The organism is Caballeronia hypogeia, from assembly GCF_001544875.2.
GTDB classification, from domain to species: Bacteria; Pseudomonadota; Gammaproteobacteria; order Burkholderiales; family Burkholderiaceae; genus Caballeronia; species Caballeronia hypogeia.
Map to the genome: position 1 here is coordinate 26479 of NZ_FCOA02000033.1, position 18615 is coordinate 45093.

Annotated in this window: 15 protein-coding genes and 1 pseudogene; 5 read left to right on the plus strand and 11 right to left on the minus strand. The window is 65.8% G+C overall.

Annotation, left to right across the window (positions count from 1 at the left end; translation table 11 throughout):
- Nucleotides 1–52 precede the first annotated feature (52 nt).
- From AWB79_RS31620 to AWB79_RS31665, 10 genes are all read right to left on the minus strand, one after another.
- Nucleotides 53–841, minus strand: a complete 789-nt coding sequence (locus tag AWB79_RS31620; protein ID WP_061171381.1) for an ATP-binding cassette domain-containing protein — start codon at nt 839–841, stop codon at nt 53–55.
- On the minus strand, nt 838–1632 hold the full coding sequence (gene ssuC / locus AWB79_RS31625) for an aliphatic sulfonate ABC transporter permease SsuC (RefSeq protein WP_061171382.1): 795 nt from the start codon (nt 1630–1632) through the stop codon (nt 838–840). The genes AWB79_RS31620 and ssuC overlap by 4 nt, the downstream gene beginning before the upstream one ends.
- Before the next feature lie 9 nt (nt 1633–1641).
- Nucleotides 1642–2790 (minus strand): FMNH2-dependent alkanesulfonate monooxygenase, encoded by a 1149-nt coding sequence (gene ssuD / locus AWB79_RS31630; RefSeq protein ID WP_061171383.1) that lies wholly within the window; start codon nt 2788–2790, stop codon nt 1642–1644.
- 135 nt (nt 2791–2925) lie between these two features.
- Nucleotides 2926–3900: a sulfonate ABC transporter substrate-binding protein gene (locus tag AWB79_RS31635; RefSeq protein WP_061171384.1), complete on the minus strand. Its 975-nt coding sequence runs from the start codon at nt 3898–3900 to the stop codon at nt 2926–2928.
- A gap of 116 nt (nt 3901–4016) precedes the next feature.
- Nucleotides 4017–5372 (minus strand): LLM class flavin-dependent oxidoreductase, encoded by a 1356-nt coding sequence (locus AWB79_RS31640; RefSeq protein ID WP_061171436.1) that lies wholly within the window; start codon nt 5370–5372, stop codon nt 4017–4019.
- Between the two features lie 105 nt (nt 5373–5477).
- Complete coding sequence (locus AWB79_RS31645; RefSeq protein ID WP_061171385.1) at nt 5478–6680, minus strand: acyl-CoA dehydrogenase family protein; 1203 nt, start codon at nt 6678–6680, stop codon at nt 5478–5480.
- Nucleotides 6681–6725: 45 nt separating this feature from the next.
- Complete coding sequence (locus tag AWB79_RS31650; RefSeq protein WP_061171386.1) at nt 6726–8414, minus strand: ABC transporter ATP-binding protein; 1689 nt, start codon at nt 8412–8414, stop codon at nt 6726–6728.
- Nucleotides 8415–8427: 13 nt separating this feature from the next.
- Entirely contained in the window at nt 8428–9381 is a 954-nt protein-coding gene (locus AWB79_RS31655; RefSeq protein WP_061171387.1) for an ABC transporter permease, read from the minus strand.
- 20 nt (nt 9382–9401) lie between these two features.
- Nucleotides 9402–10382, minus strand: coding sequence for an ABC transporter permease (locus tag AWB79_RS31660; protein ID WP_061171388.1), 981 nt, complete (start codon nt 10380–10382; stop codon nt 9402–9404).
- A gap of 10 nt (nt 10383–10392) precedes the next feature.
- Complete coding sequence (locus tag AWB79_RS31665) at nt 10393–12003, minus strand: ABC transporter substrate-binding protein (RefSeq protein ID WP_061171389.1); 1611 nt, start codon at nt 12001–12003, stop codon at nt 10393–10395.
- Nucleotides 12004–12315: 312 nt separating this feature from the next.
- On the opposite strand from AWB79_RS31665, the gene AWB79_RS31670 reads away from it, so the two are divergent.
- The 4 genes from AWB79_RS31670 to AWB79_RS31685 are packed head-to-tail and all read left to right on the plus strand — an operon-like array spanning nt 12316 to nt 16168.
- Nucleotides 12316–13149, plus strand: a complete 834-nt coding sequence (locus AWB79_RS31670; RefSeq protein WP_061171390.1) for an ABC transporter permease subunit — start codon at nt 12316–12318, stop codon at nt 13147–13149.
- A gap of 2 nt (nt 13150–13151) precedes the next feature.
- Nucleotides 13152–13844, plus strand: a complete 693-nt coding sequence (locus AWB79_RS31675; protein ID WP_074169461.1) for an ABC transporter ATP-binding protein — start codon at nt 13152–13154, stop codon at nt 13842–13844.
- A 58-nt stretch (nt 13845–13902) separates the two neighbouring features.
- Nucleotides 13903–14913 (plus strand): NrtA/SsuA/CpmA family ABC transporter substrate-binding protein, encoded by a 1011-nt coding sequence (locus AWB79_RS31680; protein ID WP_061171392.1) that lies wholly within the window; start codon nt 13903–13905, stop codon nt 14911–14913.
- A gap of 13 nt (nt 14914–14926) precedes the next feature.
- On the plus strand, nt 14927–16168 hold the full coding sequence (locus AWB79_RS31685; RefSeq protein ID WP_061171393.1) for an acyl-CoA dehydrogenase family protein: 1242 nt from the start codon (nt 14927–14929) through the stop codon (nt 16166–16168).
- 50 nt (nt 16169–16218) lie between these two features.
- Here AWB79_RS31685 and AWB79_RS31690 read toward each other — a convergent pair whose 3' ends face one another.
- A complete protein-coding gene (locus AWB79_RS31690; RefSeq protein ID WP_061171394.1) occupies nt 16219–17280 on the minus strand; it encodes an LLM class flavin-dependent oxidoreductase in 1062 nt (353 codons plus the stop codon).
- 135 nt (nt 17281–17415) lie between these two features.
- Here AWB79_RS31690 and AWB79_RS31695 point away from each other — a divergent pair.
- Nucleotides 17416–18509, plus strand: a pseudogene (locus tag AWB79_RS31695) (acyl-CoA dehydrogenase family protein).
- Nucleotides 18510–18615: the final 106 nt, after the last annotated feature.

The window sequence follows — 18615 nt, forward strand, 5'->3', positions numbered from 1 at the left end:
AAAAGCGCCGCGCAATCGCGCGGCGTTTCTTTTTGCGTTCCGATAACGCGGATCAGTCCGGACGCAGCACGCGCGAAAGCACCTGCTCTTCCAGTTCGGCGAAGCCATCGGCCGTGCGCGAGCGCGGGCGTGGCAGCGACACGGGCGTGTCCAGCGTAATGCGCCCCTGATCGATCAACACGATGCGATCCCCAAGCGACACCGCTTCCTGCACGTCATGCGTGACGAGCAGCGCGGTGAATCCATGCTCGCGCCACAACCGTTCGATCAAGCCCTGCATCTCGATGCGCGTCAGCGCATCGAGCGCGCCGAGCGGTTCATCGAGCAGCAGCAGATCCGGCCGATGCACCAGCGCCCGCGCCAGCGCCACGCGTTGCCGCTGACCGCCCGACAGCCGCGACGGCCAGTCCTTCTCGCGCTCGGACAATCCGACTTCCGCGAGCGTCGCGCGCGCTTCGTCGCGTCGCGCGCGCGGCAGGCCGATCATCACGTTGTCGAGCACGCTCTTCCACGGCAGCAGGCGCGCATCCTGAAACATGATGCGAACCTGGAGCGCGGCGTCCGGCGTCGCGGCATTGCGCTGCACGACGCCGCTGGACACATCGTCGAGCCCGGCGATCAGGCGCAGCAAGGTGGACTTGCCGCAACCGCTGCGCCCGACGATCGAAACGAAGCTGCCTCGCTCAATGGAAAAGTCCAGGTTCTCCAGCACGCGGCGCTCGCCGAAGCGCTTCTCCACGCCGCGCAGCGACACGGCGAGATCGCGGCCCGTGCGCGTGCGCGCGAGCGGTTCCTTGCGCCGCAACACGGGCGCGAAAGTATCGAGTTCGATCAGGTTCATGATTGCGCCTTGTTCTGATACGCCGGATGCCAGCGCAAGCTTGCGCGTTCGATCGCGCGGGCGGCCATGTCGGCCAGTTTGCCGAGCAGCGCGTAAAGCAGGATGCCGAGCACGACGACATCGGTTTGCAGGAACTCGCGTGCGTTCATCGTCATGTAGCCGATGCCCGATTGCGCGGAAATGGTCTCCGCGACGATCAGCATCACCCACATCAGCCCGAATGCGAAGCGCACGCCGACGAGAATCGACGGCAATGCGCCGGGCAAAATCACGTGCCGATACAGCGCGAAGCCGGAAAGCCCATAGCTTTTCGACATCTCGATCAGATCGCGATCCACCGAGCGGATGCCGTGATACGTGTTCACGTACACCGGAAAGAATACGCCCAGCGCGACCAGCACGAGCTTCGCCTCCTCGCCGATGCCGAACCAGAGGATCAGCAACGGGATCATCGCGAGCGCGGGGATGTTGCGGATCATTTGCACGGTGGAATCGAGCAGGACTTCCGCCGGTTTGAAGAGCCCGGTTGCAAGACCGAGCACGAAGCCGATGCCGCCGCCCATCGCGAAGCCCGCGAACGCGCGCCACGCACTCACCTTCACGTTGGCCCACAAGTCGCCCGATTCGATCAGCGACCACGCCGCCTTCGCCACCGCGAGCGGCTCGGGCAGCACGCGCGCCGAGAGTCCGCCCGTGCGCGCGGCGATTTCCCACGCGAGCAGAATCAGCAACGGCATGAGCCACGGCAACGCGCGCGCACCGGCGCGCCGAAGAACTGGGTTCGTTTGCATGAAAGGTCCTCAGCTTTGCGCCGCTTTCGGCAATTCACTCGTGCCGATCACTTCACCGAACGGCCCCGACAGCGGACCCGTCACGGGCGCCTTTTGCGTGCGCGGCAGCAACGGGAACACCAGTTCCGCGAATCGATACGACTCTTCGAGATGTGGATAGCCCGACAGAATGAACGTCTCGATGCCGAGTTCGGCGTACTGCTTCATCAGCCCGGCGACCTGCTGCGGATTGCCGACGAGCGCCGTGCCCGCGCCGCCGCGCACGAGCCCGACGCCCGCCCACAGATGCGGATAGACCTCCAGCTTGTCGCGATTGCCGCCGTGCAGCGCGGCCATGCGGCGCTGGCCTTCGGAATCCATCTTCGCGAACTGCGCCTGCGCGCGCTGAATGGTTTCATCGTCGAGCTTGCTGATGAGCTTGTCGGCGGCGGCCCACGCTTCCTCTTCGGTCTCGCGCACGATCACATGTAGTCGAATGCCGAACTTGATGTCGCGCCCTTCGGCTTGCGCGCGGCGACGAATATCCGCGAGTTTCTTTTCGACGGCGGCGGGCGGCTCGCCCCACGTGAGATACGTGTCGATATGCTTCGCCGCGATCTCGTGCGCGGCCGCCGAAGACCCGCCGAACCACAGCGGCGGATGCGGCCGCTGCACCGGCGGATACAGCAGCTTGCCGCCCTCGGTGCGCAGATGCTTGCCGCTGTAATCGAAGCTGCCCTTCTCATGCGAGCTTTCGAGCAGGCCGCGCCAGATGCTCAGGAAGTCGTCGGTGATTTCGTAGCGCGTGTCGTGATCGTTGAAGACGCCATCGCTCGCGAGCTCGTTCGGATCGCCGCCCGTCACCACGTTGATGAGCAGACGCCCGTTCGAGAGCCGGTCGAAGGTCGACGCCATGCGCGCCGACAATCCCGGCGAGCTCAGACCCGGCCGAATCGCGACGAGAAACTTGAGGCGCCGCGTCGCGTGAATCAGACTCGACGCGACGACCCACGCGTCTTCGCACGAACGGCCCGTGGGCAGAAGCACGCCTTCGTAGCCGAGCGTATCGGCGGCGACGGCGATCTGGCGGAAGTAATCGGAGTCGGCGGCACGCGCGCCTTGCGAGGTGCCGAGGTATCGGCTGTCGCCGTGAGTCGGGATGAACCAGAAAACATTCATGCTGATGCGTTTCTCTCGAAGTCTTGTGTAGGGAGATGCGGCGTTCCTCCGACGAGTGTAAAGACGCATCGTCGGCGGGCGAACCATCGATTCGCGCTAAGGAAATGCACTGTTCTGCTTAGCGTGCGACGCTCATCACGCGACGTTCCAGCGCGCTTCGGTCACGTCGAGCTTCTTCGGAATCAGCCGGAGGCTCGCGAAGGTGTCGGCGATCTGCTGCTGGTACGCGAGCGTCGCGGGCGATACCTGTTCCACGCCATAAGCGGTGCGTTTCAGCGCATGCTCGATAGTCCCGGCATCCAGCCCGACGAGCGGCGACAGTTGCGCCGCGACTGCCGGTACGTTGTCGCGCGCCCAGCGATCGACGCGATCCAGTTCTTCGAGCACGGCGCGCACGAGTTGCGGCTGCGTGGAGGCGATCTTGCGCGTCGCGAGGTAGTACTGGATGTTGCGCACGAGCCCGGTGCCGTCGGCAATCTGACGCGCGTTCGCCTGACGTTCGATCGCGGCGAGATACGGGTCCCAGATCACCCACGCATCGACGCTGCCTTGCACGAAAGCCGCGCGCGCATCGGCAGGCGCGAGATAGGCGGGCTGAATGTCGGCGTATGAAAGTCCCGCTTTTTTCAGCGCCTCGACCAGCAGATAATGCACATTCGAGCCCTTGTTCAGCGCGACTTTCTTGCCGCGCAACTCCGCGACCGAGCGAATGGCGGAATCCTTCGGAACGACGATCGCTTCCGCGCGCGGCGCGGAAGGTTCGTTGGCGACATAGACGAAATCGACGCCCGCCGCCTGCGCGAAAATCGGCGGCGTCTCACCGACCGTGCCGATATCGATCGCGCCCGCATTCAGTCCTTCGAGCAGTTGCGGCCCGGCCGGAAACTCCAGCCATTGCACGCTGACGCCTTGCGACGCGAGCCGCTTCTCCAGCGCGCCGCTCGCCTTCAATACGACGAAGTTGCCGTATTTCTGATAGCCGATGCGCAGCGTCTTCGGTGCATCGTCGGCGTGCGCGGCGTTCAGGGTGAATGCGCCTGCGCCGAGCGCCGCGAGCGTGACGATCGCGCGTCGGCGCGCGGGCGATTCAGGCTTGTTTTCGTGTGACATGCGTGGTTTCCTCGAGCAATGTTCAGTCCCGGGAATCCTAGCAACGCACATCGCGCCGGCTAAGCGAGAAATCGTGATAAGCATTGCAGCGGCGCTTATCGCGAATCGTGCTTACGTCATGCGTATTCGTGCTGAAGCACCGCGCGCCCGTCCGCCGGAATCGCGAGACCGAGATGCTCGCGCAATGTCGTTCCGTCGTATTCGCGACGGAAGATGCCGCGCCGCTGCAGAATCGGCACGACGCCTTCGGTGAACGCTTCGAGTCCGCCGGGCAGCGCGTCGGGCATCAGGTTGAAGCCATCGGCGGCGCCGCGCTCGAACCAGTGCGCGATGTCGTCGGCGATCTGCTCCGGCGTGCCCACGATCACGCGATGCCCGCCTCCGCCCGCAAGCGCGCGCACGAGTTCGCGCACCGTGTAGCCATGCGCGCGCGCCTGCGCGAGCGTCGCGTTGAAGAACGTGTGATTGCCGTTGCCATTGCCGGGCGGCGGCAGGTCGTCGGGCAGGCGCTCATCGAGCGACAGCGTGTCGACGCTCACGCCGAGAATGCCCGCGAGCCGGTTGAGGCTATAGCTCCACGGAATCAGATCGACGAGTTCATCGCGGCGGCGCAGCGCTTCGGCCTCGGTCGCGCCGATGATCGTCGTCAGTCCCGCGAGCACTTTCACGGCGTTCGGTCCGCGTCCGTGACGCGCGGCGCGTGCGTTGAGATCGTCGCGATAAGCACGCGCTTCATCGAACGATTGCGACGCCGAGAACACCGCTTCGGCATGACGCGCGGCAAGCTCGCGCCCGTCGCCCGATGCGCCCGCCTGCACCAGCACCGGATGCCCCTGACGCGAGCGCGGCAAGTTGAGCGCGCCCTGCACCGCGAAGAAGCGTCCGCGATGCGCTGCGGCATGCACGCGCGCCATATCGACGAAACGTCCCGCCTCTTTATCGCCGATGAACGCGCCGTCTTCCCAGCTATTCCACAGCGTCTTGACGAGCGCGGCGAACTCGTCCGCGCGTGCATAACGTTGCGCGTGATCCGGCACGGCGTCGAGGCCGAAGTTGCGCGCGGACGGCAGATCCGCCGTTGTCACGATGTTCCAGCCCGCGCGTCCGCCGCTGATGAGATCGAGCGTCGCGAAGCGCCGCGCGAGGTTGTACGGCTCGTTGTAACTCGTCGACGCCGTCGCGATCAGCCCGAGGTGCGTCGTCGCGGCGGCAACGCTTGCGAGCAGCAGCGTCGGTTCGAGCGCGGTGATCGGTCGGAAGTCGAGCTGATCGGCGATCGCGGCGTTATCCGCGAGAAAGATTGCGTCCAGACACGCGCGCTCCGCGATCTGCGCGATCCGCACGTAATGATTCACATCGAGGAATGCGCGCGGATCGGCATCGGCGAGACGCCAGGCGGACGGCACGAAGCCGGAATGAAGCGCGTTGATATTCAGATGCAACTGGCGCGGGGCGCGGCCGCTCGGGCTCATGACAGATTTCTCCACGACGTATGAAGCCAACGATTCTCCGATGCGCGCGTCATGCTCCGCCACCAACGAATTCGCACATCCATATCACGCGCCGTGCTTTGAGCATCAGAACACGCGGCCTTCCGTGAGATGCGTCGTCACGCCGTTGAGCGCGTGGTCGCCGATCACGCGCGCCTTGTGCAGCAGCGGGTTGTGGCTGAAGATCGTGCGCAGGTTGCGCCAGTGCCGGTCGAAGTTATGCGCGCGCGACGTCGCCGATGCGCCGCCCGCCTCGAACATGCGCTCCGCCGCGCTCAACGCGAGCCTGCTGACGACGATCTGCGTGCGCGCTGTCGCGAGCGCGCCTTCGAGCACGAGCGCGTCGGCGTTCGCGAAGCCGTTGCGGATCGCCTGCGAAGATCGATCGAGCACGCGCGCGTTGTCGCGCACCAGCACATCGATCGCATGGCTGTTCGCCGTCAGTTCGCCGATCACCTGCTGAATGAACGCATCCTCGCGCGCGGACGGCGCCGCGCTGTGCAACGCCGGACGGCCATGCTTCAGCACATAGCGCTGCGCATCAGCGATCACGTTGCGCACGATGCCCGCCGCCACCGCCACCAGATGCAACTGCCGCAGCGCGCCGCCGTGTCGGCCGGCGAGCGTCGTCTGCACACGCGGCGTGACTTCGTCGGCGTGGACGATCAGTTCATCGAATTCAAGACTGCCGCTCGCGGTCATGCGCTGACCCATGCCGTCCCAGTCGTCGATCACGCGCAGGCCTTCGCGCCGCACCGGCACGACCGCGAGCGCCGGCTCGCCGTGCTCGTCCTGCACGTTCAGACGCGCGTAGTCGGAGAACGCGGTGCCGGTCGAATAGTATTTTCGGCCGGTGAGACGGAAGCGGTCGCCGTCGCGCCGCAATTGCGTCGTGATTTCGCCGGGGCGCGACGTGCCTGCTTCCGTGGATGCGCCGCCGAAAATCGCGCCTTCCGACACGCGGCGAATCTGCAGTTCGTTGAACGGCGTGCGCGGGGAAAGCAGCAAGGCTTCGGTCTGGTCGAAGTGAATGCGCAGCGCATGCGCGACATTGCTTTCGTGCGCGGCGAGCGTCGCGATCACGTTGAAAACATCTTCGAGCGTGCCGCCGAGTCCGCCCCATTCAAGCGGCAAACGCAGCTTGCCGAGACCCGATTGACGAAAGAGCGCGAACGCCTCGAATGGCAGTTCGCGACGCGCTTCGCGCGCGGCCGCGTCTTCGCCGATGGCCTGAGCAAGTCCGGGCAACGCGGCAAGCGCGGCTTCGAGTTCCTGATTCCTGTTCGACATGTGACGTTGAATTCCTGTTTTCGTTGATGCGGTTTGATGCGGGTTCTATGCGGCTTGCGCGTCGAATCGTTTGCCGGGGATCGCGTCGAGCAGCGTGCGCGTGTACGCATGTTGCGGCGCCCGCCATATCTCGCGATGACCTCCGCTCTCGACGATGCGCCCGCCATGCATCACATGCACGCGATCGGCGATATAGCGCACCACCGAAAGGTCGTGCGAGATGAAGAGATACGCGAGCCCGAGATCGCGCTTCAGCTCGACGAGCAGATTCAGGATCTGCGCCTGTATCGATACATCGAGCGCGGAGACCGGTTCATCGCAGATCAGCAGCGCGGGCTCCAGCACGAGCGCGCGCGCAATGCCGATGCGTTGCCGCTGACCGCCGGAAAACTCATGTGGATAGCGATCGAGCGCGGTGTTCGGCAAGCCGACCCGATCGAGCATCGAAGTGGCGCGGCGGCGCCGTTCGCGCGCATCGGCGATGCCGTTGACGGCCATCACCGTGTCCAGTATTTCGCCCACGCTGCGGCGCGGATTCAGCGACGCATACGGGTCCTGGAACACCATCTGCACCTGCGCGCGCAATGGCCGCAGTACACGTTCGGAAAGCGCCGTGATATCCGCGCCGCGCCAGTGAATCGCGCCGCCCGATACGGGCACGAGCCGCAGGATCGCTTTCGAGAGCGTCGATTTTCCGCAGCCCGACTCGCCGACGAGACCAACCGTCTCGCCGCGCGCGATATCGAACGACACGCCATCGACGGCGCGCAACGCGCCCTTGCCATGCCGATGCGCGTACTCGACTTTCAAGTCGCGCAACGAAAGAAGCGGCGCTTCGTCGTCGAATTGAGTATCCGGCACGCGTATCGGCGCGAGCGGCGTGACGTTGAACGCGGACTTGCCATCGGCACTCGGAATGTGGCGAATTTCCGGCAGCTTCCAGTCGCGATAATGCAGCTCCGTGGCCACGTTCAGCGACGCGCCCAGCAAGCCGCGCGTATAAGCATGCCGTGGCCGCGTAAAGAGTTGCGCGACCGGCGCTTCCTCCACCTTCTCGCCCGCGAGCATCACGGCGACGCGATCGGCGTGCTCCGCGACCACGCCGAGATCGTGCGTGATGAGCAGCAGCGACATCGACAATTCGCGGCGCAACTCAGCCAGAAGATCGAGAATGCGCGCCTGTATGGTCACGTCGAGCGCGGTGGTCGGTTCGTCGGCGATGAGCAGACGCGGACGGCACGCCACCGCCATCGCGATCATCACGCGCTGACGTTGCCCGCCCGAAAGCTCGTGCGGAAAGTCGGACACGCGCCGATGCGCTTCGGGAACGTGCACGAGATCGAGCAGTTCGACCGCGCGCCTGTGCGCAGCTTGCTTCGAGAGCCGTTCATGCCGCCGCAAGGTTTCGACGATCTGCGCGCCGACCGGCAGCACCGGGTTCAGCGAGGTCATCGGTTCCTGGAAGATCATCGATATCTGGCTGCCGCGCAGATCGCGCATGTCGCGCGGACTCAGCGCGAGCACGTCGCGCCCGTCGAAACGCACGCTGCCGGAGACCACGCCCGGCTCGGGCACGAGGCGCATCAGTGAGAGCGCCGTCGCGGACTTGCCGCAGCCGGATTCGCCGACGAGCGCAAGCGTCTCGCCTTCCGCGATATCGAGGTCGAGGCCGCGCACCGCCCGATGCGCGCCGAAATTCACGCGCAGATCGCGTACTTCGAGAAGATTCGTCATGGTCGCGTCTCGCTCAGGAACGTTCGCGCAGGCGCGGATTGAGTGCATCGTTGAGGCCGTCGCCGAGCAGGTTGAGCGCGAGCACCGCGAGCACGATCGCCGCGCCCGGCGCCGCCGTCAGATACCACGCGGTGCGCAGCGCATCGCGGCCCGCGCCGATCATGCCGCCCCACGTCACGACGTTCGGATCGCCCATGCCGAGAAACGACAGCGACGATTCGATCAGGATCGCGCTCGCGACCATGACCGATGCCGTGACGATCACCGGCGGCAGCGCATTCGGCAGAATCTCGCCGAAGATGATGCGCGCGCTGGAGAAGCCCTGACTGCGCGCGGCGAGCACGAAGTCGGTTGCGCGCAGCGTGCGGAACTCGGCGCGCACGATGCGCGCGACCGTCGGCCACGACGCAATGCCGATGGCGAGCGCGATCACCGTCACGCTCGGCCGCCCGATCGCGACGATCACGATCACGAGCAGGAACGACGGCACGGTCTGGAACAACTCGGTAATGCGCACCAGAATGTCGTCGATGACGCCGCCGAAGAAGCCGCCGATCGCCCCGACGAGCGTGCCGATGATGAGCCCGATCGCCGCCGCCGAAGCGCCGATCAGAAGCGACACGCGCGTGCCGTGCGCGATGCCCGCGGCGACATCGCGGCCGAGCGAATCGGTGCCGAGCCGGTACAGAGGATCGCTGCCGGGCCACTCGAACGGTGTCGCGACCATGTCGAGCGGATCGCCCGGAAAGAAGTGCGGCGCGCCGAGCGCGAGCGCGATAAACGCCGCCAGCAGCACGATGCCCGCGAGCGCCGAAGGATTGCGCAGCAGCGCGCGCCAGACGCCGGGCGAGGCGCGGGCGCGCGATGCGCGCTGCGTGCGGCGCGAGCCGAACAGCGCGCCGGTGAGCTGACGCCGCCACGCCGAGCCATCGGCGGATGAAACGAGATCGGTCGAATCGGTAGACATGCGTTTTTCAGTTTGGATGTTCAGGCGATGCGCGGATCGAGCCACGCCTGCAAGAGATCGACCGCCACGTTGGCGACGATCACGAGCAGCGACGAAAGCAGCAGCACGCCGAGCAGCACGCTGAAGTCACGCGCCATCACGGCATCGAGCGCGAGACGCCCGAGGCCCGGCCAGCTAAAGACCGTTTCCGTGACGGCAGCGCCGCCCAGCAGCGTGCCGAAGTGAATGCCGACCATCGTCGTGAGCGGCATTAGCGCGTTGCGCAGCACATGGCGCACGGTGACGCGCAACGGATGCAGTCCCTTCGCGTGCGCGGTGCGGACAAAATCCTGGCGCTTCACTTCGAGCATCGCGGCGCGCGTCAGACGCGCATAGATGGCGACAAAAAAAGTCGCGAGCGTCACGGCGGGCAGCAGCACGTGTTTCGCGACATCGGCGAAATAGGCGAAGCCGCGCAAGGACGCACCCACGGTGACGTCGCCGCCGCTCGGGAGCCAGCCGAGGTGCACCGAGAACAGCACGATGGCGAGCAGGCCGATCCAGAAGCCCGGCGTCGAATACAAGAGGAGCGCCAGCACCGACAGCACGCGATCCGGCCACTTGCCCGCCCAGTGCGCCATCACCACGCCCAGCGCGATGCCCACGACGATCGCCAGCGCGAGCGCCGTGCCCATCAGCAGCAAGGTGTTCGGCAGGCGCGAAAGAATCAGTTGCATGACGGGCGCGTCGTAACGCGGCGAATAGCCGAGGCTGCCATGCGCGAGATGCGACAGATACGCGCCCAGTTGATGCAGCAACGGCTGATCGAGACCGAACTTCGCGCGCAGCGCCTGCAAGGTTTCGACCGTCGCGGAGCCGGATTCGCCGGCGAGCACGTCGGCGGCGTCGCCGGGCATGAGCTTCAGCAGGAAGAAGTTCAGGATCACGATGGCGAGCATCGTCGGCAGGGCTTGCCATGCGGTGCGCCGGACGATGGCGGCGAAGCGCGTGCGTCGGTTCATCGCGTCGGCCTCACGCAGCGAGCCAGAGATCGGCGAGATTGCCTTCCAGCCCTTGCGCCGACACGGTGTGATTGCGCACGCGCCGGTTGGCGAGCGTGACCATGCGCGGCGCGACGAGCGTGAGGATCGGCAAGTCGCGATAGACGATCTGCTGAAACTGCTGATAGAGGGCGACGCGCTTCTTCTCGTCGGTTTCGATCGACGCCGATTCGAGCAACGCATCCACTTCCGCATTGCTGTAATGCGGCGCGTTGGAGAACGGCACGCCGGGGCGGATGTTCTTCGACCAGTAGAGCCGCTGCACGCCCACGCTCGGATCGAACAGCGTGTTCACGCCGATGCTCGTGAAGTCGAACTGCCGGTCCGCATACACACGCTTGAGAAACGACGGCAGATCCTGCGAGCGCACGGTCACGTCGATGCCCACGCGCGCGAGCGCCGACTTCACGTAGTCGGCCTGCCGGCGATACATGTCGCCGTAGGGCAGGAAGTCGTGCGTCAACTGGAAGCGCGCGCCGCCGTTCTTGCGCGGATAGCCCGCCGCGTCGAGCAGCTTTTCCGCGCTGGCGATATCGAATGCATGCGGCGCGAGCTTCGCGTCGTGATAAGGCGATGCGGGCGTGATCGGCGTCGGCGAGATATCGGCGTAACCGTAGGCGATCGTTTTCTGGACGATCTGCGGATTGATCGCATGCGCGATCGCCTGGCGCACGCGCACGTCCTTCAGGATCGGATGCGCGAGATTGAAGTCGATTTCCGAGAGCGGTTCGAGAAAGCGATAACCGCGCGTCTCGACGGCGAGTTGCGGCAATTGCGTGAGCCGCGGCAAGTCGGATAGCGGCACGGGGTTTTCGCCGCCGAGATCGAGCGCGCCGGTCTCGAACGCGGCCGAGCGCGCGGCGGCATCGGGAATCACCTTGAACACGAGTGCGTCGATGTACGGTTTGCCCGCGTCCCAGTAATCCGGATTGCGTTCATAGACGATGCTCGCGCCGCGCGTCCACGACTTGAAGCGGAACGGCCCCGTGCCGACCGGCGCGTTGTTGTGCGGGTTCGCGAGCGGATCGCCATTGGCGTAGAGATGCTTCGGCACGATGGGCGACTCACCCGCCGACAGGGCCTTGAGCAGATACGGCGCGGGCTTCGACAGTTCGATGATCGCGGTGCGCGCATCGGGCGTCGACACGCGCGTCACGTTGGCGAAGGTGCTGCGTCCGCGCGGATGGATCGATTTCAGCAGATCGACGGAGAACGCCACATCCGCCGACGTGAACGGCTCGCCGTCGTGCCATTTCACGTTCTGGCGCAGCGTGAAGGTGTATTTGAGGCCGTCCGGGCTCACGTTCCATGCGGTCGCGAGTTGCGCCTTCGGCTTCAGGTCGAAGTCATACGCGAGCAGGCCTTCGAGCACTTTGGAACTTGCCACGAGCGCCGGCCCCGTCGTCTGGAAGATCGAGACGAGCACGGGCGGCTCGGGGTTGATCAGCATGTTGAGCGTGCCGCCGCGCCTGGGCGCTGCGTTGAGCGATGCGTCTTGCGCGAATGCGAGCGAGGACAGGCTGGCCGACGCGAGCGCCGCGCCGGATGAGACCAGAAAATCACGTCGATTGAAGCCTGCCATGTAATGCCGTTCCTCTGTGTGCGTTGTTCGATGACGGCATGTGCTGCGCCGCATCCGCTCACGATAAAGGGGCATCGCAAGCGGGGGAACGAAGGCTTCGGCATATGAAAAGCATGCGATTCGGAAAAGCTTGTGACGCGGCGTGCAAAGTCATTTGATCCGCGAAGACGAAGCAAGGCTTTGCTTTGCCTGAAAAGCAAAGCATAAAAAACCGTTTGTCATCGCGATACCCGACGCCCTCTAATAGCAAGCTCCTTTTTCGCCTCGCCGCTCATTCAAGCACTCTTCTCTCATGCCCCGCACGGAAACGACATGGCCGACCTGATCACCCCCCGTACCCGCTATGTCGCGCGGACGAAGCCCGGAGTCGGACTTTCGAAGGCCGCGCTCTATCGATTGCTGTCCTGGATCGTCCCGGCGCTGGTTGTGCTGCTGTGGGAAGCCGCCGCGCGCCTCGGAGTGATCGCACCGCAAGTTCTGCCGGCTCCGAGCCGGGTCGTCGAAACCGCCCTCGACATGGCCCGCAGCGGCGATCTCTTCGTTCACCTCGGCGTTTCGCTGCTGCGCGCGGCCGCGGGCTTCGTGATCGGCGGCGCGCTCGGGCTCGCGCTCGGCATTCTGGTCGGCTTCTCACCGCTGGCGCAGGCGCTGCTCGACCGCCCGATCCAGATGGTGCGCGCCGTGCCCTTTCTCGCGATGCTCCCGCTCGTGATCGTCTGGTTCGGCGTGGGCGAGATCGCGAAGATATTCCTGGTTTCGCTCGCCGTGCTGTTTCCCGTCTACATCAACACGATGCTCGGCATTCGCCAGATCGACCCCAAGCTGATGGAGCTTGCAAAGGTCGTCGGGCTGGGACGGGCGGCTATCGTGCGGCGGATCATCCTGCCGGGCGCGATGCCCTCGATCCTCACCGGCGTGCGCTATGCCCTCGCCCATGCGTGGCTCGCGCTCGTGATCGCCGAAACGCTCGCCACGACCAAAGGCATCGGCTTTCTTGCGATGGACGCCCGCGAATTCCTGAATACGAACGTGATCCTTCTGACCATGATCATCTACGCGATCATCGGCGTGGCGGCGGATGCGCTGGTGCGCCTGCTCGAAGCGCGCTTCCTCTCGTGGCACGCGAACTACGCAAAGGGAGCGTAATGATGAGCGCCACCTTCTCCACGACGCTCGCTGTTTCGGTGCGCGGCCTGAAGCGACGTTACGGCAACCGTGTAGTCATCGATGCGCTGGATCTCGATATCGACAAGGGCGAGTTCGTCGCGCTGCTGGGCGAAAGCGGATGCGGCAAGACCACGCTGCTGCGCGCGCTCGCGGGGCTCGATCTGCCCGACGCCGGCGCGATCCACGCGCCCGAGCGGCCGTCGGTCGTGTTTCAGGAGCATCGGCTGCTGCCCTGGGCCCCGCTATGGCAAAACGTGGCGCTCGGTCATGAGGCCACGGTCGGTCGCACGGGCGCGTCGCGCGCACTCGCGGAAGTCGGGCTCGCCGGCCGCGAGGACGACTGGCCGCGCAATCTCTCGGGCGGGCAGGCGCAACGCGTCGCACTGGCGCGCGCCCTCGTGCGCGATCCTGCGCTGCTGCTGCTCGACGAACCCTTCGCGGCGCTCGACGCCCTCACCCGCATCAAGATGCACGGGCTCGTGCGGGAGCTCGTCGCGCTGCATCAGCCGGGCGTGCTGATCGTCACGCATGACGTCGATGAAGCGCTCACGCTCGCCGACAGGATTCTCGTCATGCGCGCCGGGCGCATCGCCGCGTCCTTCCAGCCGAAAAACCACACGCCGCAGACACTGCGGCCCATTCTGCTCGACGAGCTCGGCGTCCGGTCCCACTGAGGATCGTCCGCAATGCCGCTCGACAAACCGCTCGCCAAACGACAAGGACTGACCACGCATGACCGATTCTTCACTGAGCCGCCGCCGGGTGTTGCGCGCGGCGGGAGGCCTTCTGGCCGGCGCCGCCACCGGCAGCCTGTTTCCGGCTTCGACGCGCGCCGCGCAGCCGCGCAAGCTGACGCGCAATACCGATATCGTTCGTATCGGCTGGGGCTACGGCAGCCTGCCGGACATCGCGAAGCAGCGCGGCGTGTTCGAGAAGACGCTCGCCGCAAAGGGAATCAAGGTCGAATGGATCGGCCCGTTCCCGAACCACGCGCCGTCGATTCAGGCGGTGGTCGGCGGCAGCGCGGACTTCGGCTTCTGGGGCTCGACGACCCCGGCGCTCGCCGCGATGCTCGCCGGCTCGCCGATCGTCTTCAATGCGTTCGATGTCTATTCGCCGCGCTCGACGTCCATCATCGTCAAGAAGTCGAGCGGCATTGATTCGGTCGCCGATCTCGCGGGCCGCAAGGTCGCCGTCAATCGTTCCGGGCTGGGCGAGTTCCTGCTGATCGCGGCGCTGGAGAAACATCGCATCGATCGCGACAAGGTCCAGTTCGTCTACCTGAATCCCCCCGATGCGGCGCCCGCGTTCGCGCAGGGCAAGGTCGACGCATGGTCCATGTGGTCGCCGGGCGTGGACATCGCGCGCTTCTCGAACGACGCCAAGGACGTCTTCAACGAAGGCCGCGATCTCGACTTCCTGATCGACTACAGCTCGCTCGTCACGCGCCGCAAGTTCACCGAAGAGAACTCCGAGCTGATACGCGCGGTGATCGACGCGTACCACGTCGAAGGGGCATGGCAGTCGACGCATTCCGCCGAAGCCGAACAGCTCGTGCAGCGCGAGGGCAAATATCCGGATCAGGTGCGCGACTATCTGGCGAGCCTCAGGCGCGTGAACCAGTTCCACGAGGCCGACGACGCCGCATTCCTCACGCAGTTCCAGCGCGCCGCCGACTGGCTCGCGGAGCGCAAGATCATCAACTCGCGCATCAAGGTCGCGGACTACAGCATCAAGGTGTGACGGAGACCAGACCATGACGGATACGAACCAGACCGAAGCGCGCGGTACGCCACTCGTCTCGCCGCTGTCCGCGTCGCTCGGCTTCGCGGACATCATCACGGAGATCGGCGCGGGCGCGGCGGCGCGCGAGCGGGAACATCGTCTGCCGCATGAAGAGATCGCGAGCCTGAAGGCGCGCGGTTTCGGCGCACTGCGTCTGCCGGCCGATGCCGGAGGACACGGGGCGACGCTTGGCGAACTCTTCGTCGTGGCCCGCGATGTGGCGGCGGCGGATTCGAATGTCGCGCACGCCTTTCGCAATCATCTGTGGCAGGTGGAGGCGGCGCTCGGACATCGCGAGCATCCTTTTCATGCGCACGTGATCGAACTGACCGGACAGCGAAAGACCGTCGGGTTGAGCTTCACCGAAACCGATGCGGTCGCGGCCGGTGCGCGCCCGAGCAAGGTGCTCACGCGGCTCGAATGGGACGAGATCCGCCAGGCCTACATCGGCTCGGGCGACAAGGTCTACGCGACGGGAAATCTGTATAACGATGCGTTCGTCGGCGTGGCGGTGGAAAGCCGCGATGGACGCACCGTGCAATACGTGCTGGAGCGAAGCGAAGGCGTCAGCGACCACGACGACTGGCAGGGCTTCGGCCAGCGCCTGACAAGCTCGGGCACGGCGACGTTTCGCGGCGTCGCCGTGCCGCCCGCGCACGTCTATCCGCCGGACCCGCCACGGCCCGACGAAGCGGCGCCCTGGGGCTTCACCTTCCATCAGGTCTATCTGACCAACTGCATTGCGGGAATCGCGCGGCGCGTGGCGCTGGACGCCGTGGAGGTGCTTCGCGCGCGCGGGCGCAACTTCTATCACGGCGAGGCTGATCATCCGACCGGCGAGCCCGTGTTGCAGGCGCTGCTCGGGCGCATCCGCGCTTACGCCGCGAGCGTCGAAGCAATTGCCGATCGCGCCGTCGCGGCGTTGCAGCGCGCAGCGGATGCACGCGGTACGAGCGATGAATATCGAGCCACGCTCGCCGCGACCTTCGCGGCCGCGGAAGCGAAGGTCGTGATCGACGATCTCGCGCCGCAGATCGCGAACTGGCTGATCGACCTCGGCTCGGGCTCGGTCGTCTCGCGCGCGAGCGCGCTGGACCGGCACTGGCGCAACATCAAGGTGATCGCGTCGCACAATCCCCGGCTCTACAAGGAACGCCTGCTCGGACAGAACGCGCTCAGCGGACAGCTTCCGCCCACCGGAGCGTTCTTCTGATCGCGGCAGCCTTGTGTTCGAATCGCGCGCCGCGCGGGCGCGCGATTCGATTACGCGGACAGCAGACGCCGCACGCGCGGCGCGACCTCTTCCGCGAAGATGCGCATGTCGGCTTCGAACGGCTGAAACTGCAGCATGAAGAGTTCGATGCCGGCACGATGAAACGCCGCGATGCGCCGCGCGACCGTATCGTAGTCGCCGACGAGCCCCGCCGCGGTGCCGCCGTTGGACCCGACGCGCGCCGATCGCGCGAAGGTCTGATGCATCACCGCGCTGGGATCGGTATTGGCCTTCTGCGTTTCACGCAGCGGCTTGTCGAGCTCGGCCAGCGCGAAGAGATGTTCGAGGTGCGCGTCGGCTTGCGCCTGCGTCGCGCGCGCGATCACGAAGGCCGAAAGTCCGAAGCGCAACGCGTCGTATCCCGCCGGGCGCGCACGCGCGGCGAGATCCGCGATCAGGCGTTCGACGTCCTCGGGCGGCTGGCCGTTGATGAACCATACGTCCCCGTGCGCCGCGACCAGTGCTCGCGCCGGTTCCGACTCGCCGCCGACATAAATGCGCGGACGCGCGCGAAACGGATCGGCGGGGCGCAACCGGTAGTCGTCGATGCGAAAGTTGTCGCCACGATGATGCACGGTCTCGCCGCGCAAAAGCCTGTCGACCACGGTGATCCATTCGCGGCCGTACGCATAGCGCTCGTCGTGTTCCGCGAAGCCGATGCCGGCACGTTCGAGCTCCGGGCGGTTCCATGCGTTCACGAGATTGATCGCGAAACGTCCGCCGCTGATGTGTTCGATCTGCTGAGCCATCTTGGCGAGCACGACCGGGTGATAGAGATAAGGCTTGATCGCCGCGATGATCTCGATGCGCGACGTGAGCGCCGCCAGTGCCGCCGAAGCCGTCCAAGCCTCGAGCTGATCGAGTGCGGGATCGTGCGGGTTGATCGTGTGCTGGGCGACGAGCACCGAGTCGAAGCCGAGGCGTTCGGCCTCCAGCACGAGCGCCTTGTTGCGCGCCCAGGAAGCATCGTAGGGTTCTGCGGGGTCCTGAAGCGCGGCGCGGCTGCCGTGCACGAGCGCCCAGACGCCGAAGCGTGGAAGATTGGATGGCATCGCTTTGAGTCGCGGAAAGTCGTAGTCGAGGGATGGCCATGCTAACGCCGCGCGCGTGCCTGGCCATCCAATTTCTATCGATATGCAACTGCCTGAAACGCATTAAGACAGGCTTCACCATCGGGAGAAGAAGCAATGAATGACCGGCGAGAACCCGCATGGGCCGAGGCGCTCGACGCGCTGTTGCGCGAATGGGCGCGCACCGCCACAGCCCGCGACAGGACGGGCGGCACCGCGTTCAATGAACGCCGCCTGTTGCGCGAAAGCGGCCTCTTGCGGCTCTCCGTGCCGCTCGAACATGGCGGCGAAGGCGCGCCATGGTCGACCACGCTCGACGTCGTGCGGCGCATGGCGCAAGTGGACAGTTCGCTTGCGCATCTGTTACGCGAAGCTGGTTCTGGGGCAACGCGCTCAATCCGCTCGACAAGGGCACGCGGGCGCTTGCCGCCAGTGACGGCGGCTATGACTTCGACGGCCGCAAGAGCTTCTGTTCGGGCGCGCGCGATTCGGACCAGTTGATCGCGTCCGCCTTCGATGACGATGGACGGCTCCTGATCGGCGTCACGCCGACGAACCGGGCAGGCATCGTCGTGCTCGACGATTGGGACAACATGGGGCAGCGTCAGACCGACAGCGGCACGGTGCTGTTCGAGCGCGTGCCCATAGCAGCGGACGAGCTGCTCGACGATCCCGGCCCGCTTTCGAGTCCTTTCGCCTGCCTTCGCCCGCTGCTCGCTCAGGCGATCCTGAGCCACATCTATCTCGGCATCGGCGAGGGCGCGTTGCAGGCGGCGCGCGAGGCAACGCTCGCGCAGACTCGACCGTGGATCGCCTCGCAGGCGCAGCGGCCCGGCGACGATCCCTACGTGCTCACGCATTACGGCGAGTTCTGGGTGGCGCTGGAGGGCGCGAGACTGCTGGTGGAACGCGCGATGCAGGCGTTCGATCGCGCCTGGTCGCGCAGACTCGCGCTCAGCGAGATCGAACGCGGCGAGGTCGCGGTGGCTGTGGCGACGTCGAAGGTGGCGGCGGCGCGCGCGGGCCTCGACGTGGCGCATCGCATGTTCGACGTGACCGGCGCGCGCTCGACCACGGCGGCGCTGCGACTCGACCGCTTCTGGCGCAACGTGCGCGTGCATACGCTACACGATCCGCTCGACTACAAGGTACGTGAACTGGGCGACTGGACGCTCAACGGGCGCAAGCCGAAGCTGTCGTTCTATTCCTGAACGCGCACAGGCGGGCGGCGCGCATCGTGCGTATATCGCTCGCTCTGCGGAGCAAAGCAGAAATCGATCTTTGGCGGGCCGGCAAGCGCCGCCATCTCGCAAAAAA